This window comes from Streptomyces sp. WM6386 (assembly GCF_000972385.1).
GTDB lineage: Bacteria > Actinomycetota > Actinomycetes > Streptomycetales > Streptomycetaceae > Streptomyces.
This window is the reverse complement of the sequence record NZ_JXTE01000045.1, coordinates 1-17,871: the sequence shown is the minus strand read 5'-3', so window position 1 is coordinate 17,871 and position 17,871 is coordinate 1. Positions and strand designations below refer to the sequence as shown.

Genomic DNA, 17,871 nt, shown 5'->3' with positions numbered 1-17,871 from the left:
CGTGTGCCTTTTGAGGCCGACCGTGAGGTGCCGGGCCTGATCGTGAAGTTCGGCGACTATCCGCTGCACCACGGCGGGGTCGGCGCGATCCGCAGTCTGGGCCGCCTCGGCGTCCCGATGTACGCGATCACGGAGGACCGTTGTACGCCCGCGGCCGCCTCCCGCTATCTGAGGAAGGCCTTCGTCTGGCCGACGACGGGGACGGAGGAGCCCGGACGGCTCGTCGAGGGGCTGCTTCGGATCGGTCGCGCCATCGGCCGCCCGACGGTCCTCGTCCCCACGGACGAGGAGGCCGCGGTGCTCATCGCCGAGCACCGCGACGAACTCGGCGCCCGCTTCCTCGTCCCGGGTGTCGACCGGGGACTGCCACGCCGCCTCGCCAGCAAACAGGGACTGCACGAGCTGTGTGTGGAACACGGCATTCCCAGCCCGGCGACGGCCTTCCCGCGGTCCTACGACGACATCGTCGCCTTCGCCGACAAGGCGCTCTTCCCGGTGGTGGCCAAGAACCGCGAGGCGTTCGTGCGGCGCACCCGGCCGGCCGTGAACGGCACGACCCGGATCGCCACCCGCGAGCGCCTGCTCACCCGCGCCCGTGACTGGGGCGAGCGGCCCGGGGTGATCCTCCAGGAGTATCTGCCCAGGGAGCAGGCGGAGGACTGGATCGTGCACGCCTACTTCGACGCCGACTCCACGCCGCTGGCGATGTTCACCGGGGTCAAGGTCCGTTCCTGGCCGCCGCACGCGGGGATGACCGCGAACGCGTACGTAGTCGACAATCCGGAACTCGCGGACCTCGCCGCGCGTTTCATCAAAGAGATCGGCTTCACCGGCATCATCGACCTCGACCTGCGCTTCGACCGGCGCGACGGGCTGTACAAACTCCTCGACTTCAACCCGCGCATGGGCGCCCAGTTCCGGCTCTTCGAGAACGAGTCGGGGGTGGACGTCGTCCGCGCCCTGCACCTGGACCTGACAGGCCGCAGCGTCCCGGAGGGGGAACAGCGGGCCGGCCACCGGTACATCGTGGAGAACATCGACCTGGCCGCCCTCCTCGCCTACCGCCGCAGCGGCTATACGACGCCGCACGCGCCGGACCGGGCGAGCGGGACGGAGCTGGCCTGGCTCGCGGGTGACGACCCGCTGCCGTTCCTCACGATGCTCGCGCGCTTCGTGCGGCCGGGCGCGAAGCATCTGTACCAGCTGTGGCGGACCAACCGCCGCGGCGCCTCGAAGTAGCAGCGCGAAGCAACAGATGGCTCCACGAAGTGGAGACGTTCCTGGGGAGGGACTTCGTGATCCGACCGGTAGCAGTCATCGGTGCCGGGCCCTACGGCCTGTCCACCGCCGCCCATCTCAGGGCCCGCGGCATCCCCGTCCGGGTCTTCGGCGACCCCATGGTCAGCTGGCGCGACCACATGCCCGCCGGCATGCTCCTCAAGTCGACCCCGGCGGCCTCCGACCTCGACGCGCCCCAGCGGGGCCACACCCTCGTCGACTACTGCGACGCGGCGGGCATACCGCGGCTGGTGACCGACGAGGACATCGTCCCGGTGGAGACCTTCATCGCGTACGGCGAGTGGTTCCAGCAGAAGCTGGTGCCCGAGCTGGAGCGGGTGCGGGTCGTGTCGGTGGACCGGGGTTCCCAGGGCTTCGAACTCAAGCTGGACTCGGGAGAGTCGTTCACCGCCCGCGCGGTCGTCGTCGCCACCGGACTCGCGGGGCTGGCCCATCAGCCGCCCGAGCTGACCACGGGTGACGGACCCACCCCCACGGGCCCGGTCTCCCACAGCTCCCAGCACCACGACCTGAGCCGTTACGCGGGCAAGGAGCTGATCGTCGTCGGCGCAGGCCAGTCCGCGCTGGAGACGGCGGCCCTCGCGGCGGAGGCGGGCGCCCGGGTCAGGGTCGTCTCCCGGGGCCGGGTCGCCTTCGGCGAGCCCCCGTGGCACCAGCCCCGGCTCCGCCCGGAGTCGCCCTTCGGCCGTGCCTGGTCCCTGTGGGCGCTCACCTACTACCCCCACCCCTACCGCCACCTCCCGGCCCAGGCCCGCCACTACCTGGTCCGCCGTGTCCTCGGCCCGCTCGGCGCCTGGTGGCTGCGCGACCGCTTCCAGGGCCGGGTGAGGGTCAGCGAGGTCCGTCGCGTCCTGAGCGCGGACGCGGCCGACGGCCATCCCACGCTGACGGTCCTCACCGCCACCGGCGGCACGGAACGGCTGTCGGCCGACCACGTCATCGCCGCTACCGGCTACCGCGTCGACCTCGCCGCGATGGACTTCCTCGGCCATGAACTCCGTACGGCACTGGCGGTGAGCCGGGGCGCGCCGAAACTGGGCGCGGGATATGTGTCGTCGGTGCCGGGGCTCTACTTCACCGGACTTCCGGCGGCCTCGTCGTACGGGCCGGTGATGCGGTTCGTGTGCGGTACGGAGTTCGCCTCACCGAGGCTGGTGAGGCATCTGGCGGCGGCGCACGGTTAGGCGCCCGGCAGCTGGGCCTGCTGCCACGCCATGAACTCCTCTATCAGCCCGGGCGGGTTGGCGTACTCGGTCGCGTGACGCTCCCAGCCGGGGCAGTCACACGGACAAAGGGGAGCTACGACCGGTAGCGGCCCAGCGTCCGCAGCCCCGGCAGCGCCTTGTCCTCGAAGTCGAACAGCGCCAGGTTCTCCCACGCGTTGCCCGATCCCGGGTCCTGTGGGTTCCAGCCGCTGCCCGCGCGGTAGGTCCACACGCCTTCCCAGTAGCAGTAGCCGAGGCCCTGTCCGCCGGGGACGGCGGCGGCGAGGTCGGCGACCGCGCGCAGCCAGGCGGCCTGGCCCTCGGGGGTGGCGGGGAAGCCGGGGGCCAGCTGCGAGGGGCTGTTGAGGATGTCGTTGATGTCGTCCTCGCTGCCCAGCGTGAACGGGTAGGCGGTCTCGGCGATCACGACCGGCTTGCCGTAACGGGCGGTGAGATCCGCGAAGTTGGCGGCGGCGGTCTCCAGGGTGCCGTGCCAGAACGGGTAGTACGACTGGGCGATGATGTCGAAGTCGAGGCCGTAGGACACGGCGGTGTCGAACCACCAGCGGGACGTGCCGTTGTCGCCGCCCGAGGCGATGTGCAGCATCGTGCGGATGCGCGGCGAGGTGTCGCGGGCGGCTCTCAGACCGGACTTCAGCAGGGCGGCCAGGTTGCCCCAACCTCCGCTGTCGCTCCCCCAGTTCTTGCCCTCGGGCCAGAGCATGCCGCCGTTGATCTCGTTGCCGACCTGAACGAGGTCGGCCGGGGTGCCCTGCCGCTTCAGGGCGCCGAGCACGTCGGCCGTGTGGTCGTAGACGGCCCGCGCCAGACCCGTGATGTCCAGATCCGCCCACGCGGCCGGCTTGGTCTGGTGCGCCGGGTCGGCCCATGTGTCGGAGTAGTGGAAGTCGATCCAGATGCCGATGCCGGCCCGTCTCAGTCGGCGGGCGAGCGGGAGAACACGGGCCTTGTCGTTGTAGCCGTCGACCGGGTTCACCCAGACCTTCAGACGGGCGTGGGTGATCCCCGCGTGGGCGAGGAGACGGATCGGGTCCTCGCGGCGGCCGTCGGCCGTGCGGTACACGGCGCCGTGGTCCTCGTTCTTGGGCAGCGAGGAGATGTCCATGGCCCGGATGTCCAGCCCACGGTGACCGCCCGTGGAGGCGGCCGCGGGTGCCGCCCCCAGCACGGGGACGGCCAGTGCGGCGGCTCCCGCAGCGGTGAGAACACTGCGTCTGCGCATGTTCGGTTCCTTTCAAAGTGATCAAGCCGAAGTGACGTGACCACCCCGTGGGTCTGTGATCGTGCACAACCTCGCGAGCGCCGGACACCCGCGAGCAACAAGTAGGTAACCCGAAGCCCCCTCCCGTGACAAGGGGTTGAAAGGCCTCTCTTCTGTGCACGATCACAGAGCCGCGCGGGAGCCTCGCCGCGTGCGGTGGTCCCTCGATCGCATCGTGAAGGCCCACACGAACGGGCGCCGCGAACCACCGGCTACGTCGTCAACCACCGTGCCCGCGACCTGAGTTCCGGGCGCTCGCACTCAATGGCTCTCGCCGCGAGCGACGGTGACCGGCGCCGGCTGACGCGGTGTTCGTCGCCTCCGTCCGCCGGCCCTTCGAACGCATCACGACGGAACTGGTGGTGCGAGATTCCACTTGAGCGTCGAACCGGAGCCGACGTCAACGGATGTGAAGGGTGCAGCCGTCCGGTTCGCGTCGAGTCGATGGAGGTTTCCATCCGTATTCTCTGATCATGGCCGCACCCACCGCATATTCACTCGTCGCCACTGACCTGGACGGAACCCTGCTCCGGGGCGACGACACGCTCTCCGACCGTTCGCTCGCCGCGCTCGCGCGGGTGGCGGAGGCCGGGGCCCGGCATCTGGTGGTGACCGGCCGGCCGGCCCCGAGAGTGCGGCCGCTCCTCGACGACCTGGGCAGCACGGGGCTCGCGGTGTGCGGGCAGGGCGCGCAGGTGTACGACGCCGGCGCGGACCGTCTGCTGTGGTCGGTCACCCTGGACCGGGAGTTGGCCGAGACCGCGCTCGGCAAGATCGAGGCCGAGGTCGGCCAGGTCTACGCCGCCGTCGACCAGGACGGCGTCGACGGTCTCACGCTCATCGAGCCGGGGTATCTGATGCCGCACCCCACCCTCCCCGCGGTACGGGTCGACCGCCGCGACGACCTGTGGTGCGAGCCGATCAGCAAGGTCCTGCTCCGCCACCCCGCCCTGTCCGACGACGAGTTGGCGGCGACGGCCCGCGGAGTCGTCGGTTCCCTTGCGACGGTGACGATGTCGGGCCCCGGCACCGTCGAACTCCAGCCATGCGGCATCACCAAGGCTACGGGCCTCGCCCTGGCCGCCGAACACCTCGGCCTCGGCCCCGAACAGACCATCGCGTTCGGCGACATGCCCAACGACATCCCCATGTTCGACTGGGCGGCCCACGGCGTAGCCATGGCCAACGCCCACCCCGAACTCAAGGCGGTGGCCGACGAGATCACCCTCTCGAACGAGGACGACGGCATCGCCGCCGTCCTCGAGAGGCTGTTCCGCAAGACCTGAGCGGGCCGGGCGAAGCCCGCTGCGGTTCGGCAGCGCCCCGCAGGGGCGCGGGGCTGTGTCCATGTGCGGCTACCGCCGCGTGGGCGCGACCAGCCACGACGGTGCCGCAGCCGACTGACGGCGCAACGCGGCACTTCCAGCGGAGCGCTTAGTACGCGCCCCACACGTTGTCGATCGACCCGTACCGCTGCGCCGCGTAGTTGCAGGCCGCGGTGATGTTGGCGACCGGGTCGTACGGGTCCCACGAGGTGCCGGACACGTGGTACGCCTGGAACGTGGGGTCGATGACCTGGAGCAGGCCCTTGGAGGGGGTGCCGGCGGCCGCGTTGGAGTCCCAGTTGTTGATGGCGTAGGGGTTGCCGGACGACTCGCGGATGATGTTGCGGTAGATGCTGTTGTACGACCCGGGGATGCCGTTCTGGGCCATGACCTGGAGCGAGGCTCTGATCCAGCCGTCGAGGGTGTTGGAGTAGCCGAGCGAGGTCGCCGTGGCCACGGTCGGGGTGGCTGCGGAGGCGCTGGTCGCGCCGACGATCGGGAGGGCCAGCAGGGCGAGGCCGGTACTGGCGACGGCGAGCTTGCGGGACAGACGCATGACGAATTTCCTCTCCGGCGCCTGCGAGGTGAGCTGTCGGGTTCGGGCGGGAGTTGCCCGGCCATGCCGAAAAGGCATGACTTCACCCCGAGCCGTGCCGGTTCTGTCCGAAGACATCCCGGTACGGCGACTTACCTGGGTCCCCCGCTCCTGCCGTACGTGTTCTCGTGAGTGAGCGGTCTCCGGGCGGCGGCAGGATTAGGCGTCCGCCCTGGGCCGGGAACGTATGCGAGAGCACATGTCCGGAACAAGTACCGGATTCACACATCACACCCGTTGATCATGGTGTGCGGCTTATGGGGCGCTGAATTCCGGGGGTGACGGGTGTGGCGGAGTGAGGCAAGTCACCGCCGAGCGCAAGAGGGGCAAAACGACCATAGATGCCCAACTGGCAGTTAACCGGCCGTCCGTGGGATCCGCTTCTCCCACGTCCGGTGGAAAACCACCTCTCCGCCCTCCGTGCAGACCACCTCGTTGACGGTCAGGAAGAATTCCGCCCCGTCGCAGGTGATCTCCGAGCGCGTACGGACCGTCGTGTCCCACGCCTGCTCCGGCCGGTGCAGCCGGATCGACCAGTCCGAGCGGGTGCGCGCCGACAGCGGGTCCGTTTCGTCGATCGTGTACGTCTCCAGCGCGTCCTCGGTGAACTCCAGACCATCGGGGTACACGCGCGTGCCGCCGTACCGGGGGTCGACCTCCAGACGCCACTCACCCTTGGCGACATCGCGTACGACCAGCCGCTCGGGGCGCGGTTCGTCCAGCGTGGCCGGGAAGTTGACGCCGAGCGGCTCGGACTGTTCGGGCTCGTCGAAGGTGATCTCGCCCGCCGACTCACGGGATCGCACCGGAAGTTCCAGGAAACTCCCCGCCGGCTCCAGCGCGAACCCCGCCGCGGAGTCGGCCTGCGGCCAGATCCACGGCCAGTACGCGGAGGAGACGGCGAGCCGGATGCGGTGCCCGGGCGGGAAGGCGTGCCCGATGCCGTTCAGCTCGAACGTCACCTCCTCGGTGGCCCCCGGCTCCCACGGCACCGCCCGGTCCCGCCCGTGCCGCGCCGACAGATTGAGCACACCCCGGGTGACCAGCGTCGACGAACCGTCCGGCGCCACATCGCAGAGCCGGGCGACGACCTGCCCGCGCGGCACCTCCGAGGTCAGCCGCAGCCGCACCCGCGGCCGCCCCAGCACCCACGTCTCCGCACCCACCGCGAACTCGAAACAGGCCGAGCGGGCGTCCTCCTCCCGCTGGTCCGGCGGCAGATCGGCGTCGTTCCCGAAGGGGAAGAAACGGCCGGCGTCCACGCCCGTGTGCTGCGGGGAACGGACCAGCACAGGGGCGCCCTGGAGGCCGTACGACACCGTCGTGACGTGGGGTGAGGGCCAGGCCGGCTCACCGACCCAGCGGCCGGGGAGGGTCCCGTACACCGTGGCCGGAGGGTGCGAGTCGCTGACGTACGCCCGCAGCAGCGGCTCCCGCATGATCCCGGTGTCCACGCCCTTCAGATGCTGGTCCCACCAGCGCAGGGTCTCCTGGAGGAAGCCGATCGCCGGTCCCGGCGGCAGGCCGCGGTCGGGGTACTGGTGGGACCAGGGGCCGATGAGCCCTCGTACGCGGTCGGCCGGCAGCTGCCCGACCAGCCGCAGGACCGTGTCGCGGTACGGGTCGTGCCAGCCGCCCACCGCCAGGACCGGCGCGTCGATCGCACCGTAGTCCTCGCAGACGCTGCCGTGGCGCCAGTAGTCGTCCCGGGTCTGGTGGGCCAGCCAGGTGTGGATGAACGGGTCGACCCGCTCCAGGCGTTTGAGCCACATGTCCCGCCAGGCCGGGCCCGCGTACCGCGGGTCGGGCGGCCGGGAGACGAACGCGAGCATGGTGGCCGCCCAGGCGTGCATGTCGACCGCGAGGACGGAACCTCCCATGTAGTGCACGTCGTTGTCATAGCGGTCGTCCGTCGAGCAGACCGTGACGACCGCCTTGAGCGGCTCGGGCGCGAGGGCCGCGATCTGCAGGGAGTTGAAGCCGCCCCAGGAGATGCCGAACATGCCGACCTTGCCGCTGCACCAGGGCTGCGCCGCCAGCCAGTTGACCACCTCGACCCCGTCGGCCAGCTCGGTCGCCGAGTACTCGTCCGTCGGCATGCCCTCGCTGTTTCCGTGCCCGCGGATGTCCACGCGCACGGAGGCGTACCCGTGGCCCGCGTACCAGGGGTGGCGCTGGAAGTCGCGGGGCGCGGTCCAGTCTGAAAGCCGGTACGGGAGGTACTCGAGGAGCGCCGGTACGGGCTCGTCCGTCAGCGGCCGCCACACGCGCGCGTACAGCTGTGTCCCGTCCGGAAGCGGGATGCGGAGGTCCTCGTGGGTCGTGTCGAAGGGGAAGGACGTACGGATGTGCATGAGCGTGACCCCAGTGGCTCCGTCGGTTTCAGTGGACCGGGTGCATGGTGCGGCGCAGCCACGGCGCGGCGGCCATCACCGCGAGGCCCGCGGCCACCGCGATCGCGCCGTTGACGCCGAAGTAGGCCGGCTTGGAGACGTCGTCGTAGAGCTTCACCGTCTGGGCCTGGATGCCGTTGGCGAGGGCGAGGGACAGGAACCAGAGGGACATGGTCTGGCTGGAGAAGGCGACCGGGGCGAGCTTGGTGGTGGCCGACATGCCGGAGGTCTCCAGGAGGATGTCGCCGAGGCCCAGCAGGAAGTACGAGCCGACGATCCACCAGGCGGACATCAGGTAGTCGTCGCCGCCGTGCCCGCTGGTCGGCAGGACCATCAGCAGGAACGACAGACCGCCCAGCACGACCCCGATCGCGATCTTGTTGGAGGCGTGCGGCTGTCTGTGGCCCATCCGGACCCACAGCGCGGCGACGAAGGGCGCGAGACCGACCTCGAAGGCACCGAGCGCGGAGGCGTACCAACTGGCCGGGAAGTCGAAGCCGAGGATGGCCGTCTCGGCGTTCGTGGAGGCCAGCAGCATCATCGTGGAGTAGGCCTGGAAGAGGATGAAGTTGAAGACGGTCGAGGCCAGGAAGAGGACGATGTACGGCTTGAGGCGGCCGCGCTCCTCGGATGTGACCCGCGGGCTGCGGAACATCACCGCGAAGTAGACGACCGGCGCGATCACCGAGATCAGGGTGAGCAGGTCGACGAAGCGGTCCATGGTCAGCCAGCCGGCGGCGGCGAGCAGACCGGCGACGACCGCCACGGCGACGAGGCCCAGGACGATCAGGCGCACCGCCCGGCGCATCGCGTGCGGCGCGAGCGCGAACTCGGCCGAGTGTCTGCGTCCGGCCAGGTGACGGCGGCCCGCGACGTACTGGATCAGACCGAAGGTCATACCGATCGCGGCGGCCGAGAAACCCCAGTGCCAGCCCTTGTGGTCGCCGAGCCAGCCGGTGATCAGCGGGCCCGCGAAGGCGCCGATGTTGATCGCCATGTAGTAGAGCGCGAACCCGGCGTCCCGGCGGTCGTCGTCGGTGGCGTAGAGCCTGCCGACCATGGTGGCCACGTTGGGTTTGAGCAGGCCGGTGCCCGCGCTGATGAGCCCCAGGCCCACCCAGGTCATGGTCGAGGTCGGCACGGCCATGGAGTAGTGGCCGCAGGCGATCAGGATGCCGCCCCACAGCACCGCGCGGTACGAGCCGAGGATCCGGTCGGCGAGCCAGCCGCCGGCGACCGAGACGAGGTAGACGAGGGTGCCGTAGGCCGCGGAGACGGACGCGGCCGTTCCGGCCGACATGCCCATGCCCTCGTTGGCCACGGAGTCGGCGAAGTACAGGACGAGGATGGCCTGCATGCCCAGGAACGAGAAGCGCTCCCAGACCTCCAGACCGGAGAGGGTGAGCAGGCCTTTGGGCTGGCCGAAGAAGGCGGTGTCGTCCTCGGGCGGGGGTTGGCTGCCGGGATCCACGTCAACGGTTGTTCGAGACACGCTCTACTACTTCCGTCTAAGTCGACAGATATCCGTTCTTTTCAGGTGATCAAAAACATACCGGTCGTGATCCGATACCGCCCGTGCTGCACGGGTGGGCGGCAGCGGTGATCGAAACGTGACCGGATACGCTGACTTGAGTGATGGCAGCGACCTATCGACAAACCGTGTAATCGCCAGTAGACACCAGCAGACAGGAGACCCCTCGTGACCGTCGTCGGGCCGTTCGGGCTGAGCGTGCGGGACCAGGCTCTGGAAGCCGATGTCCAGGCCGGATTGGCGGCCGTCGAGGAGGGTTTGCTCGAAGCCACCAAGAGCGAGGTCCCCTTCATCACGGAGGCCGCGCAGCACCTCGTACGGGCGGGCGGGAAGCGCTTCCGTCCGCTGCTCGTGATGCTCACTGCCCAGTTCGGCGACCCCTACGCCCCCGGAGTCGTGCCGTCGGCCGTGGTGGTGGAGCTGACCCACCTGGCGACGCTGTACCACGACGACGTGATGGACGAGGCGTCCGTGCGGCGTGGGGTCGACAGCGCGAACACCCGGTGGGGCAACTCGGTCGCGGTCCTCACCGGCGACTTCCTCTTCGCCCGCGCCTCGCACATCCTGGCCGACCTCGGTCCGGAGGCGGTCCGGGTGCAGGCCGAGGCGTTCGAGCGGTTGGTCACGGGTCAGATCCTGGAGACCGCGGGGCCGGTGGACGGCCGGGATCCGGTCGAGCACTACCTGGACGTGCTCGGCGGCAAGACCGGCTCGCTGGTCGCGGTGTCCTGCCGGTTCGGCGCCATGATGTCGGGCGCCGACGAGTCGGTGGTCGACGTGCTGACGCAGTACGGCGAGCGCCTCGGCGTCGCCTTCCAGCTCGCGGACGACGTCCTGGACATCGCCTCGGACTCCCGCGAGTCCGGGAAGACCCCGGGGACGGATCTGCGCGAGGGCATCCCGACCATGCCGGTGCTGCGACTGCGGGAGCGGGCGGCGCGGCTGGGCCTCGCGGAGGACATCGCGCTGTGCGAGCTGCTGGACTCCGACCTGACCGACGACGCGCGGCACGCCGAGGCGTTGGCCGCGCTGCGGGCGCATCCCGCGCTGGAGCAGGCGCGGCGGGACACCGTGCGGTTCGCGGAGGAGGCCCGGGCGGCGCTCGCTCCGCTGCCGGAGGGCGATGTGAAGGCCTCGCTCATGGAGATGTGCGACGCGGTGGTCCACCGGGCGGGCTGACAGGCCCGGCGTATGTGACGTACGTCACCAATCTGGACTGAGTCCAATCTGAGATCGACCCCGTATTCATGCCCAGAAGCTGACGCAGGGGGCGTCAGCTGCAATACGGGGAGACAAAAGAATCATGGGCATGAAAGCGACGTTCTCCAAGCGCCGTAAGAGCCTCGTCGTCACCGCCGTCGCGGTGGCCGCCGCCGGTGGTGTCGCCGCCACGGTGATTCCCGCCTTCGCCGCCGGAGGTGACCGCGTCGACCACGTGGGCCACTCGGGCGGCGAGAGCATCGTCAGTCGGAGCGGCGTCCTCGGCGGCAGCGGCGGCACGATCCTCGCCGCGAGCCTCCGGGGCGCCAACGAGGTGCCCGTCCAGGGCGGCCCCGCCGTGAACGACAAGGACGGCGCCGCACTGGAGTTCATCAAGGTCAAGGGCGACAAGGTGTCCGTAGCCGTGACCTGGCGCGGCACCGGCAGGCCCACCCTGCTCCACATCCACCAGGGCGCCAAGGGCGCCAACGGCGGCGTCAAGGTCGACTTCACCAAGCTGCTCGACAAGGCCAAGGGGCACAGCGTCACCGGCACCGTGAAGGTGAAGGACGGCGCGCTGCTCGACGCCCTGAAGTCCGACCCCGGCGCGTTCTACGCCAACCTGCACACCGCCGAGTTCCCCGGCGGAGCCGTCCGCGGCCAGCTCCACCAGGTCACCGTCGCCGGCTTCGACTTCCGGGACGCGCTGCGCAACTTCCAGGCGTCCGTCGTCGAGGGCCGGCAGATCTATGAGTGCAAGCCGGCCGAGGGCGGCGGGTACGCCTTCGCCCAGCGGGACGTCAGCGCCGTGCTCGCCGGCCACATCGCGCACTCCTTCGTCGAGCCCAACTCCGGTACCCCGCAATGGATCGCGCGGGACGGCAGCGCGGTCACCGGCTCGGTCATCTCCCGCACGCCGAACGGCGACGGGAACATCCCCGAGCTCGACCTGAAGGCCACCCGGTCCGGCAAGCACCACGGCCTGCTCGCCGACACCACCGAGATCCTGCGCCTGAACACCGTCGGCGGCGTCGCCCCGACCGGCTCCTGCACACCCGGTGCGATCGTCGGCGTGCCGTACCAGGCGGACTACGTGTTCCTGCGCGGCTGATCCACCGACGTACACGAGCGGCGTCTTCCTACGCGACCCCTACGGGTCGGGGGAGGCGCCGCCTCCATGTGTCATACCGCAGGTGTACGTGGAGTTGAGCCCGGGGGCTGACGTATCGCCCTGACGGATTTGGTCAGATGGGAACCACGGGAAAACACCACTCCTCACCGATTCGGGTGAGAATGGCGGCTACGGGGTGGACGAGTGGAGCAGTTGGAAGCCGCCGCCTATCACGGAGGTAGGGCACACATGGCACCGTACGGATCCGACGACAGCACGACGCCGGACGAGAGCGACGACCTGCGCGCCGGGCGGCGCAAGGCCGCGCGGTACGTCGTCCCGGTCGCGGTCGTGGGAGTGGCCGCGGCGACCATCGGGCTGGTCCCGGCGCTCGCCGATTCCGGCGACCCCGACCTGCCGAAGATCAGCGCACAGCAACTCATCGAGAAGATCGCCGCGTCGGACGTGGAGCGGCTGTCCGGCACCGTGAAGATCACCACGGATCTGGGGCTGCCGGACTTCGGCGGGCTGGAGAACAGCCTGACCGGCGGCGGTTCGGGATCGCGCTCGGGTGACGGTTCGTCGGCCGATCCGACGTCCAAGCTCACCGCACTCGCCACCGGCACCCACACCCTGCGGGTCGCGGCCGACGGCGAGGACAAGCAGAAGCTCTCGCTCCTGGAGAACGCCGCCGAGTACAGCCTCATCCACAACGGCAAGGACGTGTGGGGCTACGACAGCGGGACCAACGAGGTCTTCCACGGCACCGCCGACGACAGCGACGGGAAGGACCAGCGGGAAGAGGTCCCGGCCACGCCCAAGGACCTCACCGAGGACGCCCTCAAGGCGGTCGACGACACGACCTCCGTGACCGTCGAGGGCACCGCGCACGTCGCGGGCCGCGATGCCTACCGGCTCGTCATCAAGCCCAAGGACTCCGGGTCCACCGTCGGTCAGGTCACTGTGGCCGTGGACGCGAAGACCGGGCTGCCGCTGAAGTTCACGCTGACCCCGGCGAGCGGCGGCGCGGCGGTCGTCGACGCCGGCTTCACCCAGATCAGCTATGCCAAGCCGGCCGCGTCCACCTTCGACTTCACGCCTCCCAAGGGCGCGAAGGTCACCGAGGAGGACGCCGCCGGGGCACCCGAGCGCCACTCCGGCCACTCCGGCGGCTTCTCCGGCGACGAGGGCTTCGCCCCGGGCGGTCCCGACGGGCTCGACGTCATCGGCGAGGGCTGGACCTCCATCGCCACCTTCGACACCGGCGGCCAGGGCATCCCGTCCGGCTCCGAGGCCGGCGGCGCCTTCGGCGGCTTCCTCGACTCGCTCGGCGACAAGGCGAGCGGCAAGTTCGGCGAGGGCACGGTGTTCAAGACCCGGCTGATCAACGCCCTGATCACCGACGACGGCAAGGTCTACGTCGGTGCGGTGACCAAGGACGCGCTGGTGAAGGCGGCCGACGAGGCCAAGTAACCACCCCACGCGCACAACGGATCGAGGGAGCCGATGGACCAGCCGCCCGCCACGGAGCCGCAACCGGAGGGCGACGGTGACAGCGCGGACGTGGGTGACACCGTCATCCACACCCGCGCCCTCACCAAGCGCTACCGCGGCGGGCAGCTCGCCGTCGACGGTCTCGACCTGACCGTCCCGGCAGGCAGCGTCTTCGGCTTCCTCGGCCCGAACGGCTCGGGCAAGACCACCACCATCCGCATGCTGATGGGCCTCATCGAACCGACCTCCGGCTCGGCCCGGGTCCTGGACCGCCCCATGCCGCGCTCCGCGCGCGCCGTACTGCCGCACGTGGGCGCACTCATCGAGGGCCCCGCGCTCTACGGCTTTCTCTCCGGCCGCGACAACCTCATCCGCTACGACGCCGCCGACCCGACCGCCGACCCCCGCACCCGGCGCGCACGCGTCGCGACGGCACTGGACCGGGTGGGCCTGGCGGCCGCGGCCGGCAAGAAGGCCAAGGCGTACTCGCTGGGCATGAAACAGCGCCTGGGTCTCGCGGCGGCCCTCCTCCAACCCCGCAGACTCCTCGTCCTCGACGAGCCGACCAACGGCCTCGACCCGCAGGGAATGCGTGAAATCCGCTCCCTGGTCCGGGAGTTGGCCTCGGACGGCACGACCGTCTTCCTGTCCTCGCATCTGCTGGACGAGATCGAGCAGGTCTGCACCCACGCGGCCGTGATGGCCCAGGGCCGCCTGATCACGCAGGGCCCGGTGGCCGACCTGGCGGCGGGGACGCGCGGACGGCTGGTGGTGACGACTCCGGACACGGGGGACGCGGCGCGGGTGCTGAAGGAACAGGGCGTCGCGGATGTGGTGGTGGCCGACGACCGGGTGACCGCGGATCCCCCGGACGGCGAACTGGCCGACATCAACGCCGCATTGGTGGGAGCGGGCGTGCGCGTACGGGCCTTCGGAGTGGAACGGGCCTCGCTGGAGGACGCCTTCGTGGCGCTGACGGGAGAGGGCTTCGATGTCGCGAGCTGAGGTCCTGGTCAAGCCGAGTCCGTTGTGGACCTTCGGGTTGTTCCGCAGTGAGTTGATCACCACCTTCCGCCGCTGGCGCACCCTCGCCCTCCTCGGCGTCCTCGCGGCCGTACCGATCCTCGTCGGCATCGCCGTGAAGATCGAGACGGGCGACGACGGCGGCCCCCGAGGGGGCGGTGGCGGCGGCCCCGCCTTCGTCTCGCAGATCACCAACAACGGCCTGTTCCTGGTCTTCACCGCACTCGCCGCCACCCTCCCCTTCTTCCTCCCCATGGCCATCGGCGTCATCGCGGGCGACGCGATAGCCGGTGAGTCGAACGCCGGCACCCTGCGCTACCTCCTGGTCGCCCCGGCCGGCCGCACCCGCCTCCTGCTCACCAAGTACGCGACGGTGATGACCTTCTGCCTCGTGGCCACCCTGGTGGTCGCGGCCTCGGCACTCACGGTCGGCGCCCTGCTCTTCCCACTGGGGGATCTGACCACTATCTCCGGCACACAGATCAGCTTCGGCGAAGGCCTCGGCCGGGCCTTCCTGATCGCCCTGGTCGTCGCCGCGTCACTGACCGGCGTGGCGGCCCTCGGCCTGTTCGTGTCGACGCTGACCGGCAGCGGCATCGCCGCGATGGCGACAACCGTGGGCCTGCTCATCACGGTCCAGATCCTCGACCAGATCCCCCAGCTGCACGCGCTCCAGCCGTACTTCTTCTCCCACTACTGGCTGTCCTTCGCCGACCTCATGCGCGAACCCGTCTACTGGGACGACCTGGTGAAGAACCTCGGCCTCCAGGCTCTGTACGCGGCGGTTTTCGGCTCGGCGGCATGGGCGAGGTTCACGACGAAGGACATCACGGCCTGAGCGCCGGTCACGGGGTGTCGTACGGGAAACGCGCGAGCGGTGCCTCCTGGGCGAAGAACGTCTTCGCGCGGGCCAGCGCCTGCGTGTCGCCGCGTACGTCGCCCGGCTTGCTGCCGTTGCCGAGCAGTACCCCGCCGAACCGCATCCGCATGTACGCGGCCGAGTGGTGCAGGGTTCCGATCAGCGGGTCGGCGACCTCGAACTCCTCGTGCGCCAGCGCGGTGACACCCCACAGGGTGCGGCCCGCGAGCGTGCCCTTGAAGTCGGCACCGGGGGTGCGCAGCCAGCCCGACCAGTGGTCGAGGTAGCGCTTGGCCTGTCCGGAGAGCGAGTACCAGTACAGCGGGGACGCGATCACGATGTCCGTCGCCGCGAGGGTGGCGTCGAACAGCAGCCCGACGTTCCCCTCGGTCGGTCGCGCATGGTCGCTGTCGTGCCGCAGGTCCTCGAAGTCGGGCAGCGGGTGGTCGTTGAGGTCGATCCACTGCTGCTCGACGTCGTCGGCCAGCTGTTCGGCCGCCGTGCGTGCCAGCAGCTCGGTGTTGCCGTCGTCGCGGCTGCTGCCGAGCACGAACAGGAAACGGCGCGTCATGGAATCCCCCAGGTGATGGACGTCGTACGCCGATCATATGCGCATGCAAGTATCTGTCGAGGGGGTGTCGTGTGTGGACGGGGGAGCGCCGTCAGCGCGACCGGCCGGTGAGGCGGGCCAGAGGCTCGGTCTCGCGCGGGAGACGGCCGCCGAGATCGCCGAGGCGCCAGTCGGGCACCCACGGCACGCGGTAGACGTCGATCAGCGACTCGATCACCTTGACGTGCTGGGCCAGCGGCTTCGGCAGCCGGCCGGGGGCGTCCGCGACGAGCACCACGGCGTCGAGGTCGAGGCCGTGCGGGGCCGCTCCGCGCCGAAAGGCGTCCAGAGTGTGCAGGACAGCGGCCAGCCCGCTCGCATGGGTGCGGGCGACGAGCAGCACGGACGGGGGAGCGTCGGGGCCGGGCCAGTCGCGCCCGCAGTCGTGGCCGCCGTAGACGGCGGCGAGCGTGGAGACACCGGCGCCGCCATGGGTGCCGACGAAGGAGAAACGCCGGGCGGTGGCATGGGCGGCGGCGGGCCCCGCAGGTCCCTCCGGTACGGTCACCGGACCACGGATCCAGATCTCCGGTCCCTGTGCCTGCTGCACGTACGGTCTCCTTTCCGGGGCCGTCCCTCCGCCGGGCTGGGACGAGCCTGTGACGCCACGGTGACGTGAGAACCGTGAGCGAGCGGAGAGACTACTCAACAGTACGGGTACGACCGGCTCTGGATGCCGGGGGAGCGGGAGGGCGGCGGCCGATGGAGGCACCATGGAGTTCGAACACGCCGTCCACCCACTCCCCGACGGATCCGAGTGAGGGAACGATGTCGCGACGCAGCCGTGAGAAGCGGGACCAGCAGGCCGTGCTCGCGGCGGCGCCGATCGATGTCCTGGTCGGCCCGGCCGGCGCGTCGGTGGGCGGCGTACCGGTGACGCCGATCCCCGGCGAGGAGATCCACCAGAGCGTCCTCGACCACCTCCACCGCATCGTCCTCGCCACCGGCCACCCCGTCCACGCCACGGTCCACGACGACCGCATCGGCTACGTACTCGCCCTGCGCATCGACGCGGACGGCTCAAGCCGGTTCACGGCAGAGCCGGTACCGACGGCTCCGCCGGGGGTGCCGGGTGGGGTGCCGCTGCCGACGAGGCAGCCGGGGGAGCCGGATCAGGTGTCGTACGCGGTGCCGGGTTCCGGGGAGCCGGGGGAGGCTTTCGGACCGGAGGGGTCGGGCCGGGTGTCGTACGTGGGGGAGTCGGGTCGGGTGCGTGCCGAGTCTGCGGTGCCGTCCGGGCCTGGCGCCTTTGCGCCGGGGGTTGCCGAGTCCGCTCAGCCTGCGCCGCGATCCGAGCCCGCCGACTTCGTGCCGGGGGCCGCCGAGTCGGGCGGAGCCTCCACCCCGTCTGCCGTGCTGCCCACCGCCACACCCGCCGGTCCGGTCGGCTCTGCCGAGCCCGCCGACCAGCCCCCTCGGGACAAGCCCACCCATCTCTTCCGCCAGACCCCCGAGCCCCCGACCTTCCCCCTCCGCGCCCTGCCGGACCCGAAGGGCCAGGAGCCCCGCGACGCCGTGCCGACGTTCCGGCTGCGCGCCGTGCCCGAGTGGGTGGCGGACGCGGCGCCCGGTACGGTCGCGCCCCCCATGGGCCAGTTCGGGCCGCCGCCCGTGATGGACGCGCCGGTGACGGACGTACCCCCGGAAGACGCACCGCCGACGGACGCCAGGCCGGAAACCGCCCCACGCCCCACACCGCCTGCCCGCCCTGAGCCCAGCGCCGGGCCCGTGTCGACCTCCGGTCCCGCGCCGACGCCGGGAACCGCGCCAACCTCCGGTCCCGCGCCGACGCCCGGGGCAGCGCCGACCTCCGGCCTGGCGCCGACCTCCGGCCTGGCACCCACCTCCGGTCCCGCGCCGACTTCCGGTCCCGCGCCGACTTCCGGTCCCGCGCCGACTTCCGGTCCCGCGCCGACTTCCGGTCCCGCGCCGACTTCCGGTCCC

14 protein-coding genes, 1 pseudogene and 1 riboswitch are annotated in these 17,871 nt (G+C 70.8%); of the genes and pseudogenes, 9 read left to right on the top strand and 6 right to left on the bottom strand.

Features of this window, described 5'->3' with window-relative positions:
* Positions 1–3: 3 nt before the first annotated feature.
* Positions 4–1,239: a D-aspartate ligase gene (locus TN53_RS25565; protein ID WP_046260991.1), complete on the top strand. Its 1,236-nt coding sequence runs from the start codon at positions 4–6 to the stop codon at positions 1,237–1,239.
* A 56-nt stretch (positions 1,240–1,295) separates the two neighbouring features.
* Positions 1,296–2,483 carry an FAD-dependent oxidoreductase gene (locus tag TN53_RS25560; protein ID WP_046261030.1) on the top strand — a complete coding sequence of 396 codons (1,188 nt, stop codon included), beginning with the start codon at positions 1,296–1,298 and terminating at the stop codon, positions 2,481–2,483.
* Positions 2,484–2,598: 115 nt separating this feature from the next.
* On the opposite strand, the gene TN53_RS25555 is transcribed toward TN53_RS25560, so the two are convergent.
* Complete coding sequence (locus TN53_RS25555) at positions 2,599–3,747, bottom strand: glycoside hydrolase family 53 protein (RefSeq protein ID WP_046260990.1); 1,149 nt, start codon at positions 3,745–3,747, stop codon at positions 2,599–2,601.
* A gap of 512 nt (positions 3,748–4,259) precedes the next feature.
* On the opposite strand from TN53_RS25555, the gene TN53_RS25550 reads away from it, so the two are divergent.
* On the top strand, positions 4,260–5,072 hold the full coding sequence (locus TN53_RS25550) for an HAD family hydrolase (RefSeq protein WP_046260989.1): 813 nt from the start codon (positions 4,260–4,262) through the stop codon (positions 5,070–5,072).
* A 148-nt stretch (positions 5,073–5,220) separates the two neighbouring features.
* On the opposite strand, the gene TN53_RS25545 is transcribed toward TN53_RS25550, so the two are convergent.
* The 3 genes from TN53_RS25545 to TN53_RS25535 form a co-directional block, all read right to left on the bottom strand.
* Positions 5,221–5,667 carry a transglycosylase SLT domain-containing protein gene (locus TN53_RS25545; protein ID WP_046260988.1) on the bottom strand — a complete coding sequence of 149 codons (447 nt, stop codon included), beginning with the start codon at positions 5,665–5,667 and terminating at the stop codon, positions 5,221–5,223.
* A 3-nt stretch (positions 5,668–5,670) separates the two neighbouring features.
* Positions 5,671–5,855, bottom strand: a riboswitch (cyclic di-AMP (ydaO/yuaA leader).
* A 207-nt stretch (positions 5,856–6,062) separates the two neighbouring features.
* Positions 6,063–8,060: a CocE/NonD family hydrolase gene (locus TN53_RS25540; protein WP_046260987.1), complete on the bottom strand. Its 1,998-nt coding sequence runs from the start codon at positions 8,058–8,060 to the stop codon at positions 6,063–6,065.
* Positions 8,061–8,088: 28 nt separating this feature from the next.
* Complete coding sequence (locus tag TN53_RS25535; protein WP_420719125.1) at positions 8,089–9,570, bottom strand: peptide MFS transporter; 1,482 nt, start codon at positions 9,568–9,570, stop codon at positions 8,089–8,091.
* A 228-nt stretch (positions 9,571–9,798) separates the two neighbouring features.
* Here TN53_RS25535 and TN53_RS25530 point away from each other — a divergent pair, with 228 nt between their 5' ends.
* The 5 genes from TN53_RS25530 (at position 9,799) to TN53_RS25510 (ending at position 15,296) form a co-directional block, all read left to right on the top strand.
* The gene (locus TN53_RS25530; protein ID WP_046260985.1) at positions 9,799–10,809 is read left to right on the top strand and encodes a polyprenyl synthetase family protein; all 1,011 of its coding nucleotides are present in this window, start codon (positions 9,799–9,801) and stop codon (positions 10,807–10,809) included.
* Positions 10,810–10,939: 130 nt separating this feature from the next.
* Positions 10,940–11,941: a CHRD domain-containing protein gene (locus TN53_RS25525; RefSeq protein WP_234441707.1), complete on the top strand. Its 1,002-nt coding sequence runs from the start codon at positions 10,940–10,942 to the stop codon at positions 11,939–11,941.
* Positions 11,942–12,190: 249 nt separating this feature from the next.
* The gene (locus tag TN53_RS25520) at positions 12,191–13,414 is read left to right on the top strand and encodes a LolA family protein (RefSeq protein ID WP_046260983.1); all 1,224 of its coding nucleotides are present in this window, start codon (positions 12,191–12,193) and stop codon (positions 13,412–13,414) included.
* A gap of 33 nt (positions 13,415–13,447) precedes the next feature.
* Complete coding sequence (locus TN53_RS25515; RefSeq protein ID WP_046260982.1) at positions 13,448–14,440, top strand: ABC transporter ATP-binding protein; 993 nt, start codon at positions 13,448–13,450, stop codon at positions 14,438–14,440.
* Entirely contained in the window at positions 14,427–15,296 is an 870-nt protein-coding gene (locus TN53_RS25510) for an ABC transporter permease (protein WP_046260981.1), read from the top strand. The genes TN53_RS25515 and TN53_RS25510 overlap by 14 nt, the downstream gene beginning before the upstream one ends.
* A 7-nt stretch (positions 15,297–15,303) precedes the next feature.
* Here the strand turns inward: TN53_RS25510 and TN53_RS25505 are convergent, their stop codons facing one another.
* Positions 15,304–15,888, bottom strand: a complete 585-nt coding sequence (locus TN53_RS25505) for a flavodoxin family protein (RefSeq protein ID WP_046260980.1) — start codon at positions 15,886–15,888, stop codon at positions 15,304–15,306.
* Positions 15,889–15,979: 91 nt separating this feature from the next.
* The gene (locus tag TN53_RS25500) at positions 15,980–16,477 is read right to left on the bottom strand and encodes a DUF6668 family protein (protein WP_046260979.1); all 498 of its coding nucleotides are present in this window, start codon (positions 16,475–16,477) and stop codon (positions 15,980–15,982) included.
* 218 nt (positions 16,478–16,695) lie between these two features.
* Between TN53_RS25500 and TN53_RS47420 the strand changes: the two are divergent.
* A pseudogene (locus TN53_RS47420) lies at positions 16,696–17,871 on the top strand (hypothetical protein); the annotation flags it as partial.